The 18,024-nt window shown below is 37.4% G+C and carries 18 protein-coding genes and 2 pseudogenes; all 20 read right to left on the reverse strand.

Annotation, left to right across the window (positions count from 1 at the left end):
- Positions 1 to 8: 8 nt before the first annotated feature.
- Positions 9 to 887 (reverse strand): sensor histidine kinase, encoded by an 879-nt coding sequence (locus FJN11_RS06740; RefSeq protein WP_140224399.1) that lies wholly within the window; start codon positions 885 to 887, stop codon positions 9 to 11.
- Positions 884 to 1,585 carry a response regulator transcription factor gene (locus FJN11_RS06745; protein ID WP_140224400.1) on the reverse strand — a complete coding sequence of 234 codons (702 nt, stop codon included), beginning with the start codon at positions 1,583 to 1,585 and terminating at the stop codon, positions 884 to 886. Before FJN11_RS06745 ends, FJN11_RS06740 begins: the two co-directional genes overlap by 4 nt.
- A 190-nt stretch (positions 1,586 to 1,775) precedes the next feature.
- Positions 1,776 to 2,651 (reverse strand): N-carbamoylputrescine amidase, encoded by an 876-nt coding sequence (aguB, locus tag FJN11_RS06750; protein WP_140224401.1) that lies wholly within the window; start codon positions 2,649 to 2,651, stop codon positions 1,776 to 1,778.
- 9 nt (positions 2,652 to 2,660) lie between these two features.
- A complete protein-coding gene (gene aguA, locus FJN11_RS06755) occupies positions 2,661 to 3,746 on the reverse strand; it encodes an agmatine deiminase (RefSeq protein WP_140224402.1) in 1,086 nt (361 codons plus the stop codon).
- Positions 3,743 to 4,870 (reverse strand): carboxynorspermidine decarboxylase, encoded by a 1,128-nt coding sequence (gene nspC / locus FJN11_RS06760; RefSeq protein ID WP_140224403.1) that lies wholly within the window; start codon positions 4,868 to 4,870, stop codon positions 3,743 to 3,745. Before nspC ends, aguA begins: the two co-directional genes overlap by 4 nt.
- The gene (locus FJN11_RS06765) at positions 4,870 to 6,129 is read right to left on the reverse strand and encodes a saccharopine dehydrogenase family protein (RefSeq protein ID WP_140224404.1); all 1,260 of its coding nucleotides are present in this window, start codon (positions 6,127 to 6,129) and stop codon (positions 4,870 to 4,872) included. Before FJN11_RS06765 ends, nspC begins: the two co-directional genes overlap by 1 nt.
- On the reverse strand, positions 6,126 to 6,986 hold the full coding sequence (gene speE / locus FJN11_RS06770; RefSeq protein ID WP_140224405.1) for a polyamine aminopropyltransferase: 861 nt from the start codon (positions 6,984 to 6,986) through the stop codon (positions 6,126 to 6,128). Before speE ends, FJN11_RS06765 begins: the two co-directional genes overlap by 4 nt.
- Complete coding sequence (locus FJN11_RS06775; protein ID WP_140224406.1) at positions 6,987 to 8,447, reverse strand: aminotransferase class I/II-fold pyridoxal phosphate-dependent enzyme; 1,461 nt, start codon at positions 8,445 to 8,447, stop codon at positions 6,987 to 6,989.
- A gap of 555 nt (positions 8,448 to 9,002) precedes the next feature.
- The gene (locus FJN11_RS06780) at positions 9,003 to 9,314 is read right to left on the reverse strand and encodes a hypothetical protein (protein ID WP_140224427.1); all 312 of its coding nucleotides are present in this window, start codon (positions 9,312 to 9,314) and stop codon (positions 9,003 to 9,005) included.
- Positions 9,315 to 9,603: 289 nt separating this feature from the next.
- Positions 9,604 to 10,488 carry a DUF4300 family protein gene (locus FJN11_RS06790; RefSeq protein WP_140224408.1) on the reverse strand — a complete coding sequence of 295 codons (885 nt, stop codon included), beginning with the start codon at positions 10,486 to 10,488 and terminating at the stop codon, positions 9,604 to 9,606.
- Positions 10,489 to 10,499: 11 nt separating this feature from the next.
- Entirely contained in the window at positions 10,500 to 11,486 is a 987-nt protein-coding gene (locus FJN11_RS06795; protein WP_140224409.1) for an ADP-ribosylglycohydrolase family protein, read from the reverse strand.
- Positions 11,487 to 11,579: 93 nt separating this feature from the next.
- On the reverse strand, positions 11,580 to 13,331 hold the full coding sequence (locus FJN11_RS06800) for a glycoside hydrolase family 13 protein (protein WP_140224410.1): 1,752 nt from the start codon (positions 13,329 to 13,331) through the stop codon (positions 11,580 to 11,582).
- Between the two features lie 173 nt (positions 13,332 to 13,504).
- Positions 13,505 to 13,996, reverse strand: a complete 492-nt coding sequence (locus tag FJN11_RS06805; protein ID WP_140224411.1) for a nucleotidyltransferase domain-containing protein — start codon at positions 13,994 to 13,996, stop codon at positions 13,505 to 13,507.
- A gap of 63 nt (positions 13,997 to 14,059) precedes the next feature.
- A complete protein-coding gene (locus FJN11_RS06810) occupies positions 14,060 to 14,941 on the reverse strand; it encodes a diacylglycerol/lipid kinase family protein (RefSeq protein ID WP_140224412.1) in 882 nt (293 codons plus the stop codon).
- Between the two features lie 185 nt (positions 14,942 to 15,126).
- Positions 15,127 to 15,390 (reverse strand): annotated as a pseudogene (locus tag FJN11_RS10835) (DUF1349 domain-containing protein); the annotation flags it as partial.
- A 186-nt stretch (positions 15,391 to 15,576) separates the two neighbouring features.
- The gene (locus FJN11_RS06820) at positions 15,577 to 16,140 is read right to left on the reverse strand and encodes a hypothetical protein (protein WP_140224413.1); all 564 of its coding nucleotides are present in this window, start codon (positions 16,138 to 16,140) and stop codon (positions 15,577 to 15,579) included.
- Between the two features lie 405 nt (positions 16,141 to 16,545).
- A complete protein-coding gene (locus tag FJN11_RS06825) occupies positions 16,546 to 17,283 on the reverse strand; it encodes a CPBP family intramembrane glutamic endopeptidase (RefSeq protein ID WP_140224414.1) in 738 nt (245 codons plus the stop codon).
- 167 nt (positions 17,284 to 17,450) lie between these two features.
- Positions 17,451 to 17,648 (reverse strand): hypothetical protein, encoded by a 198-nt coding sequence (locus FJN11_RS11005; protein WP_246039373.1) that lies wholly within the window; start codon positions 17,646 to 17,648, stop codon positions 17,451 to 17,453.
- A pseudogene (locus tag FJN11_RS11010) lies at positions 17,649 to 17,780 on the reverse strand (GntR family transcriptional regulator); the annotation flags it as partial.
- Positions 17,781 to 17,786: 6 nt separating this feature from the next.
- A complete protein-coding gene (locus tag FJN11_RS06835; protein ID WP_140224416.1) occupies positions 17,787 to 18,008 on the reverse strand; it encodes a DUF1648 domain-containing protein in 222 nt (73 codons plus the stop codon).
- Positions 18,009 to 18,024 lie beyond the last annotated feature (16 nt).

An 18,024-nucleotide genomic window follows, 5' to 3' on the forward strand; every position in this document is an offset into this window, starting at 1 on the left:
TCTTTTTGTTAAAAATAAATAAAAACTGACAACCATTGCCCATCTGTTCTTAGTTTCATCTCTGCACCGAGAAGATGGCATAATTCCTCAGTGATATAAAGACCTAAACCAGAAGATTCTTCCGTATCAGATAGATTTTCAGAATAAAAACGGTTACTGAGATTTTCTATTCTTTTGATGGGCTGTTTAACAAGGTTTGCAATCTCTAAGACAAGCTGTTCCTTTTCCTTTCTCAAAGATAGACGCGCTTCTTCCTTGCCATGTTTGAGGACATTTCCAAGCAGATTTTGTAAAATTCGATCCAGCAAGTCTTCATCAGTCCTCGTTGTTAAACCAGCTTCAACTTTAAAATCAAGCGTGATATTTGCCGCCTGAAAAACATCATAATAAGCCAGAGTCTTTTTGGTGATAAAAGCTGAAAGATCCACTTCTTCCAGTTTTGGTTTGACAGCCCCTTCCATCAAACGACGGTATTCTAGAAGAGCCTCTAAACGTTTGGAAACTAAATCAAGATACTGGGCTATTTTTTGTAAGGTTTCTGCTTTGTTTTCAGGAGTTTTTATCAATTGTTGGGTGTAGCCTGAAGCGATAGTCAAAGGAGTCCGAATATCATGAGCGATATTGCTGATGGCCATATCCAGAGTCTGCTTTTCCCTTTTCATAACCAACCGAGATTGTTCTACTTCTTGAAATAGATTTTCAATTTGCTGGTAGAGATGTAAAAAATGTTTGGAAAAAATGCTGACTCCGACTCTTTTCATACTACCTGTGAGAATCTTGTCTTCAATCTGTTGACTAAAGTTTTTAAGTGCTAGATGGTAGCGAATCAATGCAATCGATAAAATAATTAGGAGTACCAGTAGAACAAAAATTATCATGTAGGTCATTGCTTGTCTCCTTTTAATCTTACCCCAACTCCCCAGATGGTTTCAATATGTTCTTGATTTGGGTCAAGCTGGTTTAATTTTTTACGAAGATTACTCAAATGCGTATTGAGAGTATTATCTCCAGGTAGATAACTCTCCTCCCAGACCAATTCATAAAGTTCTTCCTTGGTGAATATTTTCTTAGGATGTTTGAGGAGAGTTTGAAGAATCAAGCATTCTTTCTTGGCAAGACGAATCGTTTCCTGACTATTTTTGATTTCAAAACTTTCTGCATCAAACTGGATATTTTTTAAGTTTTGTGACAAATTTTCAGTTTTTTCTATTTCCATAGGCTGTTTTTCTACACTTTGGCGTAACTGAACAGTAACTCTTGCAAAGACTTCATCCAAATCAAAAGGTTTCACTATATAATCATTGGCACCATCTAAGAGATATTGACTGATTAACTTTTTATCGCTCAAAGCTGTTAGCATAATGACTGGAGTTTGGCTTTGTTCCCTGATGGCTTTTAAAACCTGATCCCCATTTTTTCCAGGAAGCATGATATCTAGCAAAACGAGGTCAATCCCACCTTGGTCAAAACGCATGATTCCTTCTGTACCAGAAAAGGCTTGAATCACCTCATGCTCCTCAGTGAGAAGTGTTCGCAAAATTTCTTGAATGTCACTATTGTCTTCAATAACCAATATCCTAGCCATAAATACCAACCTTTCTGCAACTATTATAGCATGTTTTATTGATAAAGCTTAAACAGAAAAGCTCCTCGCATCAAAGCGCGAGAAAGCCTTAGAGGGTTAAAATATAAAATCCACTTGCTAGATGACCTAGTATCCTTATAGTTGCTAGTGAAAACGAGTCTAGCAGAATGAATCTCTCATTTCTCCCCTACTAGTCCGTAATGCGTTGATACATTTCGGGTCTTCTATCTCGAAACAAGCCCCAGTTTAGGCGTTCGCTTGCTCCCTTATCTAGGTCATAAGTTGCTAACAAAACAGCTTCTTCTTGTTTTTCAGCTCGTTCTAGAATAGCTCCTGTTTCATCCGTCATAAAGGAGGAACCGTAGAAGTCAAGACTGGAACTCTGTCCGCCATTTTCCTCACTTGAAGTGACTTCTTCAAAGCCATAGCGGTTGGCTGCAATGACTGGAACAATATTAGCTGCTGCGTGTCCTTGCATGGTACGTTGCCAATGACCACAACTGTCCGTATCTAGGATAGGCTCAGAGCCAATAGCAGTTGGATAAAAGAGCAATTCAGCACCATTTAACGCAAGACAGCGCGCTGTTTCAGGGAACCATTGGTCCCAACAGATACCGATCCCAATCTTAGCATAGCGAGTATCCCAGACCTTGAAACCTGTGTTGCCAGGTGTGAAATAAAACTTTTCTTGATAATAATGGTCATCTGGTATGTGGGTCTTTCGGTAAACGCCCAGCACTTCTCCATCTGCATCAATGACGGCAATAGAGTTATACAAGACATTGCCATCTTTTTCATAGAAACTGATCGGTAAAACAAGCTGTAGTTCCTTAGCAATCACCTTAAAATGCTGAATGGCAGTGTTTTCTGCTACGGATTGGGCATGCTGGTAGTAGTCATACTGACGTTCCTGACAAAAGTATGGACGTTCAAATAATTCGGGTAAAAGAATAATTTGTGCGCCTTGTTCTGCTGCCTGACGTACTAAACGCTCTGCTGTTTGAATATTTGTTGCCACATCCTTGGCACATTGCATCTGAATAGCTGAAACTTTTACATTTCTCATCTTTTTCTCCTATTCTGGGATTTGTTGGGTGATACAGTGGATATTGCCACCACCTAAGAGAATATCTCTGGCTGGTATTCCGACAACTTTACGGTCTGGGAAACACTTACTGAGGATATCTAAGGCTACTTGGTCATTTTTATCCTGAAACTGAGGAACAAGGACAGTCTTGTTGGCGATATAAAAGTTTATGTAGGAAGCTGCTAGTCGTTCACCTGCGTAGCGTTCTTCTTCACCTTCTTCGTAGGAATAACCAGGAAGATCTTCTTTTGTAACAACTTGTCGAACTGCAGGGATAGGCAATTTATGAATGGTAAAGTGACGACCTTTTGCATCCGTTTCCTTCTCTAAAAGCGCTAAATCAGCTGCTGACATGGCATATTGAGGATCGCTTTTATCGTCTGTCCAAGCCAAAACAAGTTCTGCAGGACCAACAAAGGCAGCAACATTGTCAACGTGTTCATTGGTTTCGTCCTGATAAATACCATAAGGCAGCCAGATAACTTTTTCAGCTCCAAGGCTGTCTAATAAGGTATTCTCGATTTCCTCTTTAGTCAGGTTAGGATTGCGACCAGGACTAAGCAAGCAACTTTCAGTCACGAGAATGGTTCCTTGACCATCGCTATGGATTGCTCCGCCTTCTAGGACAAAAGGTTTGGCATCATAAACAGGCATTTCCAAGGCCTCAGCAAAACGAGTGGCTACTTGGTCATCCTCTTCATAATCTTGATAAAGACCATCTACAGCCCCACCCCAAGCATTGAAGGTCCAATCCACGGCTAATTTCTGTCCTTTATCATTGATAAGAATGGTTGGTCCAGTATCACGCGCCCAGGCATCATTGGTGGGAATGTCTAGATAAATAACGCTATCTCCAAGGTAGTCTTGGGCTTCAGATAGATAGCCTTGCTCCACCAAGAGATAAACTCTTTCCCCTTCTGCTATGGTTTTGATAATCTGGCTAAAAGCCTTTTTAGCTGCCTTACCTTGAAAGGGCCATGAACCTGGTCGAGTCGGCCATATCATGAGGGTACCATGATGGGGTTCGTACTCTGCTGGCATACGATAGCCTAATTTTTTTGGACTGTCCATCATGATAATCTCCCTTTAAAATCTTGATAGCCAAAGGCTTTGACTAAGCTGCAGTCTCCCTGTTCGTCCATGAGATAGAGACTTGGCAATCCAATACCATTAAAAGTATTATTTTTGACAAAAGAATAAATGGCCATGTCTTCGAAATAAAGTCTATCTCCGATTTGGACTGGATTTTCAAAGCTATAATCACCAATCACATCGCCCGTCAGACATGTATTGGAAGAAAGTCTATAGGTATGGGATTTTTCTTGTGCTTCATAGCCAGCTCTCAATGGTGGTCGATAAGGCATTTCAAGTACATCAGGCATATGACAGGTCGCAGAGGCATCTAAAACCAAGATTTCCATACCGTTTTCGACAATATCCAAAACCTCTGTTGCCAAATAGCCAGCATTAAGAGCAATGGCTTCACCCGGCTCGATATAAACTTCAAGATTGTAAGTTTCTCGGATACGCTTGATCTCAGAAATCAGCAAATCCACATCATAATCTTCTCTTGTGATGTGATGACCACCACCCATGTTGAGCCATTTAACTTGATGTAAGTAGGGACCAAACTGCGCTTCTACTGCTTTCAAAGTTGTCTCTAAATCATCTGAACCTTGCTCGCAAAGGGTATGAAAATGAAGTCCATCCACCAAATCCAACAAATCACTAGGAATTTTATCTAGTGTCACGCCAAAACGAGAACCTGGTGCACAGGGGTCATAGAGCGCATGGTCACCCTGTGTTGAACACTGAGGATTGAGGCGCAAACCAACACTGACACCAGCCTCCCGACAACGAGCCCCATGCTTACGCAATTGTCTCTCAGAATTAAAGACAATGTGGTCAGTAATTTCAAGTAATTCTTCCAAGTCTGAATCTTTGAAAGCAGGTGCATAAACATGGACTTCACCAGAAAATTCTTCCCTTGCCAATTTGGCCTCATAAAGACCACTTGCAGTTGTACCAGATAGATACTGGCTAATCAAGGGATAGGTTTTGTAGAGGGAATATGCCTTCTGGGCAAGCAAAACCTTGCAACCGGCTTCTTCTTGAACATATTGTAGAATGCGGCAATTAGCTTCTAACTTAGCCAAGTCAATGACATAAGCTGGTGTTGGTACTTGTTCTAGCTTCATTAGTCCACCATTTGTGGATTTTCAACCACAACCCAAGGCAAACCATACTCATTCAAAGCTTCCATGAATGGGTCTGGATCTAACTCCTCAAGGTTATACACTCCAGGTTGTTTCCAAGTACCGTTCATAACCAATTTTGTCCCAATCATGGCTGGAACTCCTGTCGTGTAAGAAATTGCTTGTGAACCAACTTCTGCGTAACATTCCTGATGATCACAAACATTGTAGATGTAGATGGTCTTTTCAACACCATCCTTGACACCTGTAAAGATACATCCGATATTGGTTTTACCAACTGTACGTGGTCCAAGGCTGGCTGGATCTGGAAGCAAGGCTTTCAAAAATTGGATTGGAACAATTTCTTGGCCGTTGAAGTTAATGGCATCCGTACGAAGGAGACCAACATTTTCCAAGCATTTCATATGCGTTAGATAAGATTGACCAAAGGTCATAAAGAAACGAATGCGTTTAACACCTGGAATGTTCTTAGCCAATGATTCGATTTCTTCGTGGTGGAGGAGATACATGTCTTTTTGTCCAACTTGAGGGAAATCGTACTCACGCTTGATAGACATGGCTTCAACCTCAACCCATTTTCCATCTTCCCAGTAAGAACCTGGAGCTGAAACCTCTCGTAGGTTGATTTCTGGATTGAAGTTAGTTGCAAATGGATAACCGTGGTCCCCACCATTACAGTCTAAAATATCGATATAATGGATTTCATCAAAATAATGTTTAAGGGCGTAAGCTGAAAAAACACTAGTCACACCTGGGTCAAAACCAGAACCAAGAAGAGCTGTCAAGCCTGCTTCTTTAAATTTCTCTTGATAAGCCCACTGCCATGAGTAGTCAAAGTAGGCTGTAAAACCAAGTTCCTTGCAGCGTTTTTCGTAGATAGCACGCCACTCAGGATCTTCTGTATCCTCTGCTTCATAGTTAGCTGTATCGATATAGTGAACACCTGTAGCCAAGCAAGCATCCATGATGGTCAAGTCTTGATAAGGAAGGGCTACGTTTAAAACAGCTTCTGGCTTATAGCTTTTAATCAGGGCAATGACTTCTTCAACCTTGTCAGCATCAAGAGCAGCTGTCTCAATCTTTGTACTTGTTTTCCCTTCTAATTTAGCCTTCAAATCATCACATTTTGACTTGGTACGGCTAGCAATCATAATCTCTGTAAAGGTTTCGCTATCTTGGCAAATCTTTGAAATAGCAACTTGGGCAACGCCCCCACATCCAATAACTAATAAACGACTCATTTTTTTCCTTCCTCTTCTTCTAAAATGTCCTCAACATACTTAGGCAACATAAAGGCTCCTACATGTAAGTTTGCAGTGTAGTATTCTGTGAAAAGCTGGCGTTTTTTCCAGCCTTCCTTGTCAAAATCTTTGACAGGGTGGTATTTTTTCGATGCAAAACCAAACAACCAATAGCCAGCTGGACTGGTTGGGATGTGGGCTTGGTAGACCCGACTAATTGGAAAGGCTTGATTAACCTTACGGTGCATGCTTCGGCAAGCTGACTCATCCTCATCAAAGAAGGGACTTCCATGCTGGTAAATCATAATACCATCTTCCTTGAGAGCGCGGTAACTATTGCCGTAAAACTCCTTGGTAAAGAGCCCTTCAGTATGACCAAATGGATCTGTCGCATCGTTGATAATAATATCGTAGTCATCTTCGCAGTTTCGCAAAAAACGTAGCCCGTCTTGGTAATAGATATTGACCCGAGGATCATCTAGACCCGTTGCAAAATCAGGGAAATACTTGCGACAAACTTCAACCAGCATTTCGTCTGGTTCTACAATATCAATTTGTTCTAACTCAGGATAGAGGGTTAAAACTTGAGCGACCCCGCCATCTCCACCACCTAAAACCAAGACCTTTTTGGGATTGGGATGAACAGCCATAGGAACATGAACAGTCATTTCATTGTAGACAAAATCATCTGCATCTGAAAATAGGACATGGCCGTTTAAAACCAATATTTTCCCAAAAGCTGGTGTGTCTAAGACATCGATATCCTGCCACTCGCTTTTACCCGCATAGAGTTGTTTGGCCGTTCTCAGGGATAATTTCACATCTGGAGTATGAACCTCAGAAAACCATAAATCCATCTAGATCTCCTTTCTTTCAATGACATTGATGTGATTGACCTCTGGGTCTTCCGTCCCCTGAAGTGAACAACCACGTTCTTTAGCAAATTGGATATAATCCACTATCTCTTTGGTAATACGTTCCCCTGGTGCCAAGATAGGGATTCCAGGAGGGTAACACATGACAAATTCACCACATACTTCGCCATCAGCATCTGCCAAAGGCAGCCTTCTGCGTTGCGAGTAAAAGGCTGCTTGAGGAGATAACACCATTTCTGGTTGGATATATTCACCAGCTATCAAGTCTTGCCCATCTCTAGAATAAAGTCGTTTAATATCGGCTAGTGCACCGACTAGGCGTTCTATATCTTGTATCCGATCACCAATTGAAATGTAAGCCAGAATGTTCCCGATGTCTCCAAACTCGATCTGGATGTCGTATTCATCACGCAAAAGGTCATAAACCTCGATACCTGTTAATCCTATTCCCTGAGTGTAAACTGACAACTTGGTCACGTCAAAATCACATACTGTGACATCATCAATTAATTCTTTTGAGTAGGCATAATAACCGCCTATAGCATTGATTTCACGACGAGCATACTCTGATAGTTCAATAACCTTCTCAAAGGACTCTTTACCACGAAGGGCCAAGTTGCGACGCGAAATATCCAAACTAGCCATCAATAAGTAAGAGGCAGATGTTGACTGGGTCAGGTTGATTATCTGACGAACGTACTCAGGATTCATCTGATCCCCAATTAAAAGAATCGAACTCTGTGTCAAACTCCCACCAGACTTATGCATGGAAACTGCTGCCATATCAGCACCTGCGTCCATAGCAGATAGAGGTAATTTATCTGTAAAGTGTAAATGCGCTCCGTGGGCTTCATCAACTAAAACTAGCATGCCAGCTTCATGAGCTATTTCTGTCAATCCTTTTAGGTCTGAACAGATGCCGTAGTAAGTAGGATTGTTAATCAAAATAGCCTTGGCATCTGGATGTTCCTTTATGGCCTGTGCTACTCGGTCATTTTCAAGACCTAAAGCGATACCAATCTTAGGATCTACACTCATCTCGATATAGATGGGAATGGCACCACATAGAACCAGCGCATTGATGGCAGATTTATGGACATTTCGTGGTAGAATAATCTTATCTCCAGACTTGCAGGTTGACAGAATCATAGTTTGAACAGATGAGGTTGTTCCACCAATCATTAGAAAAGCATGACTAGCTCCAAAAGCATCTGCAGCCAGTTCCTCTGCATCCCGAATAATCGAAATGGGGTGCCCTAGATTATCCAAGGGTTTCATAGAATTGACATCAATGCCAACACATTTTTCACCCAGAAGTTCAACTAACTCAGGATTTCCCCGACCTCGTTTATGTCCTGGTACATCAAAGGGGACAATCCTTTTCTTGCGTAATTTAACCAAGGCATCATAAATGGGCGCTTGATTTTGATCTAGTTTTATCAAGACATACTCCTTTACCGTATTTGTAGTGCTTCAAGAAAACGAAGGCTACTAAAGGTTGACTCATGAAAAAAGAGCAGGTTTTCACCTGCTCTGCAATCTTCTGACGTTTTTATGTTTGTTTCTGTTGAGTATGTCTGTTCCCGATGTTTCCTAACTCTCTAGTAGCAAATATTACGTACTTTATTGATCGTTTCACAAGATGACGTGTGCTTTCACCACACTAAAATTTTATGAATTAGGACAAACGTCCTAACATCAACTTATAAAAGTAGGCTTTTAACCCTATCAATAATATGGTTTTGCAACCACGCTTCGGCATTCAACCCTGCCTGTCCGTAGGCATTTTTTACTCGGGTTTATATTTGCTAGAAAACATCATCTTATTTTCTAAGCTTTACTACTATATCATGTTTTGAAAAGCTTGTAAAGTACTTTATTTCAAAATTGGAATACTTTGTTCGTGATTATCTTGAAAGATACTAAAAATAGTTATAAAAATAAATATGAAAACGCATATAAAAAGAACTAGGAATCCTAGTTCTTTTTATATGTATTTTAACGAATCTTGTGCTTATTCATTTTCTCTTGGAAAATATCTGTGATAATCTGGCGCAATTCTTCTCTTTCTTTTTCAGGAATTTCACCACTAGTTTGAGCTGCTGCGTAGAGCTCAGGGTGTTCAATAGAAATTCGTTTGATTGTACGTGTTGTCGCATGTTTTCTGACGAAAAATGGAATTTTTTTCACTAATTCTTGAGGGACTAGAGCTAGAATTTTAGCTGCAGTTTCCTTGTCACTAATCTTAGACGTCGTAAGTCCATTCTTAATCATTTCCTGTTCTTTTTCTGTAAAATCTTTTAATTCCATCATATGACCCCTTCATTTTATATAGGATAAATTATATACCAATCTTAGTAAAAGTACAAATAGACTGTTTGATAATATGAAAAGTATTGTAAAGAAATCATGAATCTTCCTCGTCAGTCACTTCCCATACTTCCTGTTGATAACCTTCCCCATCTATATCATATCTTTGAATATAACCTATAAATCTTTCATTTTTACCTATTTTCCGACTGTTAGTGATCGTACTCACCCATATCCCTATCAAGAATAAACATAAAATGCTTAATACTATATCCATGTTAGATTACCTTTAGATATTAACCCACTGATCATTATCCATGATGAAAGGTCTAGCTAGACCTTCTCCTGTATAGTCCTCATACTTGGTATTTAGATATTTATAACAATCTTCTTTGGTCGCAAATTTAATGGCTTGGTAAGGTTCTTCAAAAGTTAATTTCTCTACAAATAAGAAGCCATCATCAGCTGGCACTAGAACTCCAACGTGCCCAACAAACAAATATTCCCCATCTAAATTATCATGCAAGACTACAGAAAGCATTCGAGCTTTATCGTTAAATTGAAATTGAGAAAAGAATTTTTCCATCTTCTCAGCATGGACCTTGACATCCGTAGTTGCCTCTGTTTTTACCCTAGAAAAAAGCACATCAAACTCTTCTTTGTCTTTAGAATCAAAAACCTGACCTTTATCAATGGCATCATTATCTAGGAAAAGTAAGTCATCGTTTTTTTCTAACTTAGGAATTGTAATACTATGTTTCAAGAGACAGTAACTATTGATACGACAGTTTGTACCAACAAAATCGCCTTTCTTTTGCTTCCATAGATTGCTGATTTTTTCAACATCGTACTCAGTTTTTGAAAAAGAAGAAAAATCTCCAGATAAGCCAGTCGATTCTACAGTTGTATTATAGTCATTTACAAGATTAAAAAAGGCATCTACACTATTTGGATCCAAATGGGCTGATAAGAGGCTTTTAACTTCTTCTGAACTAACTTGATTATTTAAATTACTGTAAGAAGCCTTCCATGGATTTGATTCCTTAGAAGGACTAGTTTGAGTCTGATTATTGTTATCTGAACCTGTCGGTGCTGTATTTTGTTGACATGCAGCCAAGCCTAAAAGTAATAGAGAACAAATCCCTATCCTTAGAATGTTTTTCGATTGGTTCATATATTTCTCCTTTATTTATCCATATATTCTAGTAATTGATGACATTTTTCTTCAAGTAATGATCTATTAGCCAATTTTTCTATCCATCTTTCTGGTATGCATTCAAGTTTATAGATAGCTCCTGCTAAGCTACCTGTTATAGCACCTATGGTATCGGTATCCTCACCAAGATTAACAGCTTTTAAGACTGCTTCTTCAAAATTCTTTGTTGTTCCAAGACACCAGAGACAAGCCTTCAGGGTATCAACAACATAGCCTGTAGAGGTAATCTCTTCCCTTGATTTTTGATAAAAGTCTTGGTCAAATAGTTCTCTAAAATGTTCTTGATATTCTTTCCAGTATTCTGGTTTTTTCTTAAAATAATCTTCAAAATAAGGTTTTGATTGACAAAGTAATTTTTCTAATCGAATGTTAAGAAGAAAGCCGATTAAAAATTGGACATAAAGAATAGATGCCACGATAGACCTTGGATGAGCATGGGTCAGTTTAGTATACTGCTCAATTATTTTCGATCTATAACTGAAATCAAAATTTTCATGTAAGAGCAAAGCTAAGGGAGATATCCTCATCAGAGCTCCATTGCCATTATCCCTCTCACTAGTCCCTCCACATTTCTCTGGAGATTCTCCCGCCAAATACCGTTCAATCGCCTGATTAGTCGCAACACCAATATCAAAACAATACCCAAAAGGTGTCAGGTAGCCCTGACGATAAGCAACAAATTTATCCATCAACTCATTCAAATCAGAATCCTCACATAGGTGTTCAATAAGTGCTAAGGAAAGAGACGTATCATCTGACCAAGTACCAGCTGGTTGATTATAGGTACCATAGCCCACCATATCTAAAATCTGATAGCTATCTCTATCATTAAACTCTACTGGAACACCCAAGGCATCACCGATAGCTAGTCCATAAATCACTGAATGTATCATTTGTTTCAGATGATATCTTCGATACTGTTTTGAATCAGATTCCCATTTATTTTTTAATCTCATATCGGTACCCAACTGTTTAAATTGTCCTATATCCTTATTATACTATATAAGTTTAAAAAAGACTGTAATAGATTACAGTCTTTTTTTCACCTCTTAGTTATTCTTAATAGAAACAGCAAAACCTTTTGGTAGGATGTTGAGCTGAGCATTCAAATCTTGACAATGACTAGCCAAAGCGATTAACTCATTATCTAAAAGATAGTCTTCTTTGGATTTATTAAAAATGGCTTCTACTTTTTGTCCTTTATAATCCCATTTCACTGATACCACATCCCGTTTGATTTCTTCAAGACGATATGTTCCATGCTGTATAATTGATGAAATTTCCTTACGAACTTTGATTAATTTTTTCATAAAGCACAGCATCTGATTGTCCTTAGATACACGTTCCCAAGGCATACAACGTCGACAATCTGGGTCTGGACCGCCAGTCAAGGATAACTCGGTTCCGTAATAGATGCAGGGTGTTCCCTTTTGTAAAAAGAGAAAGGCTAGAGCTGATTTGACCAGTTGAACGTCTTCATTGGCCGTCCACAAGATTCGTTCTGTATCATGAGAATCCAAGAGATTAAACATAACCTCTGAAATCTGCTGCTTGTAATACATAGACTGACCATTGATTTCATCGATGAACTGATCAGTCTTCTTAACACCACGCAAAAAATACTCCTTGATGCTATCAGATAAAGGATAATTCATGACCGCATGGAACTCATCTCCATTTAGCCAAGGCTGAGATGTATGCCAAACTTCTCCAAGGATATAAAGATCAGGCTTTTTAGCTAAAACTACCTTACGAAAATCCTTCCAGAATTGATGGTCAATCTCATTAGCCACATCCAAACGCCAAGCATCGATATCAAACTCTTCAATCCAATAAGTCGCAACCTTTAAAAGATAATCCTTGACCTCTGGATTGGCTGTATTTAGCTTAGGCATATAGTCCTCGAAACCAAAAGCATGATAGGGTAAGTCTCTCTTATTAGCTAGCTTTTCAGTCGTCACTGGGAATTGTTGAATATGGAACCAATCTTTATAAGCAGATTGCTCACCATTTTTGACAACATCTTGCCATTGAGGAGATTGTGAACCAATATGGTTAAATACAGCATCCAGCATGATTTTCATGCCACGCTGATGGGCTTTCTCTACCAGTTTCCTGAATACCTCCTTGTTTCCAAAATGACGATCAATTTCAAAGTAATCTGTCGTATTGTATTTATGATTGCTCGTAGATTCAAAGATAGGACAAAGATAAAGTCCAGTAATGCCCAAGTCTTGCAAGTAATCCAGATGGTCAATAATACCCTGTAAATCACCACCAAAGAAATCATCACTCTGAGGTGTGATAGATGAATCCCAGTCTAATGACCCTTCTGGGTTTAATCGAGCATTTCCATTAGCAAATCTCTCAGGAAATATCTGATACCATACCGTATTTGAAACCCAGTCAGGAACCTTGCAGGCATCAATCTCATGAAGATAGGGTAACTTAAATCCATTCCCAATAGAATGGAGATTTTCTAGAGAATTTTCCACACACCCTTTATCGCCATAAAAAATACTTTGACCTTCTGTATCCGTGACTTCAAAGAGATACTGGATACGTGCAAAGTCAACGGACACTTCAACCTGCCAATAATCAAATAAAGCGTCAGAAGTTATCTTGGACATTTTCTTTGTATCTTGATAAAACTTCTCCATAAAAATAAAAGGATCACCATAATGCAAGTTGATGCTTTCAATATCCCCTTTCTTAGTTCGAATCCGAATATGAATCTTCTTATTCTTATAAAGATAGGCATACTCCGACTCAGGCCTATGGTAAATAGCGCTTAATTCCATAAATTTGTCTCCTAAAGTATTAATTCAAATTTTACGCAAACGTTTTCATGATTGTGATTCTAGTATACTACTTTCGTATTTTATTTTCAAGGCTTGTCCGTAGATTCTAGTGGTTTCGTTCTATAAATAAAAAAGCAGCCAGTCTTACAACTTGCTACCTTTCAAATGATGATTTACAAATGTCTTTCCATCCACTCAATTTTTTTAAAATCCTTATTGTTATTGTGCTCATTTCGATAAGAATCTTGGGAAGAAGCCTTGTAAATACTTAAATACTGTTCTAAACTTGGAACGCGAAAAGTGTTGTTTTCGAGATGAATCAGCTCTATATCCGATTCCGAAACTCCTGCAAAATCAGGTAAAGAATCGATACTTCCGAATTCAACACTCAGACCATCTTTTTGGAATTCATGCTCATGAATATCTATTAAGGTGTAGCCTAAGTGTTTCATCACTTTCATTATCTTGTCCCACTCATAAATTCTGAGATGATCGGGTGCTTCCCAACCTCTAGGGTCACCAGGCACATGAATGTCAATGTCAGACGGCCTCCATTCTTCATTTGATCGGTATTCAAACCCCAAAGACCCCATGAGCGTCGGAGTGATTCCGACTTGGTTTAAATGAGAACAAATTGTTCGAAATTCATCAAATAGAGAATTCATTCCTCCTCCAATCGTTGATATAGAACTTAATTTCGTTGTGAATAATAAACTAATTTTTACCTTTTACTCTTTCGGTTTTGAAAATACTTCTACTCGTTGAGCTAGGACTTTGATTTCTACAGGTAGGTTATCCGATTTATCGCCGTCAACATCTGACTCCAATTCACTATCTGAAGAGATCTTAATATTACGTGCTCTGATATATTCGATGTTATCATTTTCTACAACATCACCTTTTAATAAGTCAGGAATGATGGATAATTTTGAAAAGATTGAGGCATCTTTTAGAATCAAAATATTGGCATAGCCATCCTTGTTTTCTTCAAAGATTTTCTTATCAGCGAAGTAATTTGTCAAGAGAACCAAAACATGACTCGCTTCACCAACATAATTTCCATTCTCTGTCTCCACCTTAATGTTAAAGACCTGATCTGTCATGACAGACTTCATGGTATTTACAGCATAGGCCAGAATACCGAATTTTGTCTTGTCCTCGATTTCAACATTGTGAATCGCCTCAGGAAGTGAACCGATACTAAAGATATAACCAAAATAATTGTCATTTGCTTTACCGATATCAATCTTATTGGTTAAATCAAAATCCAGTTCATCAATAGCGCCATCGATGTCTTGATTGATTTCCAAAAGTTTGGTAATTAAGTTACCAGTACCTCCTGGGATAATCCCAAGTTTAGGAACGTAGTCCTTTTCAGCAATACCAGAAATGACTTCATTAACGGTACCATCTCCTCCAAAAACTACTACAGCTTCATAGCCTTCTTCTGAAGCTTCTGAAGCGAAATTTGTAGCATCTAGCGCTTTTTCAGTGATTTTAGTATCTACTTGTTCAAAGAATTCTTTGGCTTTATTCTCTAACTTTTCTTTGTAATCCAAAGCCTTCTCGCCACCAGAAGTAGGGTTGATAATTAACATCACCTTTTTCATGAATTTTCTCCTCAAATTTTATATAGAAACGATAACGTAACCATACGTCACGGTTGCATGTATTCTATTATATAATGAAATACCTCAAAATAAAAATTATCTGTTTGGAATTAAAAGGCTGCTATTCCTTTTAATCTAATAACAAAGATAATTAGGGTATGAGGAAATTGTGATTGAACGATACACATAGTTTTGATTGCTACACTAATTTTCGTAGTTGCCCAAGCAGAGTATTCATTATTTGTCACAGCACTTCCAAGATGTTGGAATTTTTTATGTTTATATTCGATGGAACCTTTGAAGCAGTTTTCACTATGAAGATACATAACAAACGCCACCCTGACCAAAACGTTGATGACTTTCCGAAAAATCGGTTTTTACAATAAATGAAAAGTACTTTTCTTCTGTTTCCATTTGAAGGACTGCGCATTATCATTCCAAAAATGATACTAAGTTGTCTACTATAAATCCGTTCTCGGTTAAGTAATGATTTCCACTCTATCCTTAGAAATTGTGTAGTAGAGTGGTTATCTCGTCCACTTAAAATCAATTATATTCATTCTATACTTTCGCCAAATAATAATTTCTTAAGCAGTATTCTCAAACATCTCAGAAATTAGCCAACTTTCTTTCATTTAGATATTTTCCATCATTTCTTTAACAAATGAGTTTATGTCTTTTATTTCTAAAAGTGACGGATCTAAGTGGCATAAAAAGTGCCAATCTATAGTTTCTTTTTTTCTGTATAAGCTGGCTTCTCCATCTTCACTTCCGAAATAGTTTCTATTTACTTCATAGCCATTTCGATCTAAGAAGTCCTTGATTTGATTGTATTTACTTTCTCTTTCTTCGAGATAAGCTTTTACTTCTTCGTGGTTGACGACATAGGCATCTATTTTTGTAGAACCTTCTATCATATAATGATTTGTAACGGATAGATTAGATATTGCTTTCCAAATGATTTCCACATTTTCTTCAGAATCAAAGGAAAATCTAGATAAAGGGACAATATTCCCATTAAAGACAATTTCCATATAGTCCGGCAAATTTTTAGAATTAAAATACTCTACTTCAAAATCATCTTCTACTTCTAGAGTATATCCAGGTATTTTTGATACAAATTCTTTTCCCTCTTCTAAGGAGTCAAAAGCGACTAGATCTTTTGAATAATGACTTTGATACAATTCCAATATGTACATCTATACCCCGTCCTTTTTAGTAAATCAATTTTTAATCATTTGAAAATTAAATCTGGCTTTCTAGCAAAGATACAACACAGCAGTTCACTGTTACCGTATCGTTTCGTCGTAATAGCCTCACCCTAGAACAGCTGCCGAGTATTACTTCTACTTCGTTGATGTATCAGCACGTACAAGCAGTGCTACCGCCTCAACATGTGATAATATTTTTCTTTTATACTAATAAACAAAAGGCAATGAAAATCATTTTAAAATGATACTGTGGAACGGAAAGATTTTCGCCACTTCCAAAAGAAACGACTTTTATCACTACACTTTAAATTATAATAGAAAATTCTCTAACATAGATCATCTAATTAGCAAATCGTTACCTTCAATAATGGATATGCTGATCTAAAGTTAAAATTACTTTTCCTTACTAATTCTATTACTCGCCAATATTGTATAAATCAAATAAGTAATAAATATGATAATAAAAATAAGATTAATTTTTAACACAAAATAGAGATTTAACAAATTTGCGAACGCATGAAATAATAGACAGTAACCAACAGATTTCGTTTGACGGTAAAGAAGCCCTAAAACAAAACTTAAAAATAATGTATATATAAAAAATAAAATAAAAGGAAATCCTTGATGGCTTTCTCCAACTATAAACCATAAAGGCAGATGCCATATTCCCCAAATTGATCCTACAATCAAATTAGATTGCCAATAAGTATATTTTTTATCAAGTAACGGTTGTAATATACCTCTCCATCCTAATTCTTCATGTCCACCACCAAAAAAAATTAATTGTATAAAGAATAATGGCATCAGATAAATTGATACTCCGTTTAATTCCAAGGAAGATACAGAAAATAGTATCAAAATTGCTAACAAATGAATAACGAAATAAATACTACTATTTTTTCTTTTATTAAATACAAAATGTTTAAATTTTATATTATTCCTTTTCAAATAAAAGCCACTTGCAATAGCTGGACCAAGTGCACCTACTATATGTAACATTCTCCCTATAAATGTTTCTAATCCCAAAATATGAGATTGCGTAAAGATGGCAAGAAGCCCCCAAGCTATATAAGCAATTCCAAATGTAAAATAAAGATAATTTTTTAAATTCTTTTTGTCAATTTCTGTCATTTTATCTTCCTAATCTTGATTATTTTATGAATAATATTTTTACTGCTTCTTAGTTGCTGTCGATTTTAAACTACATTTATTCTATCACAAAAACACAAAAAAAGCCTTACAATCAAGGCTTTTCTATACTTTCACAAAAATCCTAATAAATTTCCATTCAACTTCTTCTAAGCATCTTTTCTAAAAAATAAATTGACAATCTCATCTTCTGAAAAGTTTAGCTCACCAAGTTTTTCAAACAAAATTTTCACTAGCTTGTTAGATTCTTGATATCTTAACTCCCTTATTTCTTGCTCGCTTGCTATGACAAAATATCCTAATGTTCCACAGCTAATAACCAAATTCTGTTCTTCGAGAACTTTCATTGCTTTTTGAATAGTTGCCGGATTACACTTCTCGTTTTCTGCTAATCTCCTTATTGAAGGAATTTGTTGTTCAGGTGCATAATCACCTCTTAAAATAGTCGTTCTTAATTTTGATGCAATCTGTAAATATATGGTGTTTCATTTAATCTTTTTATTATCACTTTCCCTAACAAACTTCCAATATGCAGAATAGGGGATGACTGTAGCTAGTAGAAGATAGTATTTATTTGCAAACATATCTACTTCTCCTTTTGCATTGAAATGAATCGGAACTTTTTCGGGGAGAAATCTGGTAATAACAACTATTATAGCTAGCATTACTAATAACACCACAATATCTTTTATCAGTCTGCTTTTCATCTTATTTTTCTCCTTT

It is taken from the genome of Streptococcus symci, assembly GCF_006385165.1.
In the GTDB taxonomy this organism is placed as follows: domain Bacteria; phylum Bacillota; class Bacilli; order Lactobacillales; family Streptococcaceae; genus Streptococcus; species Streptococcus symci.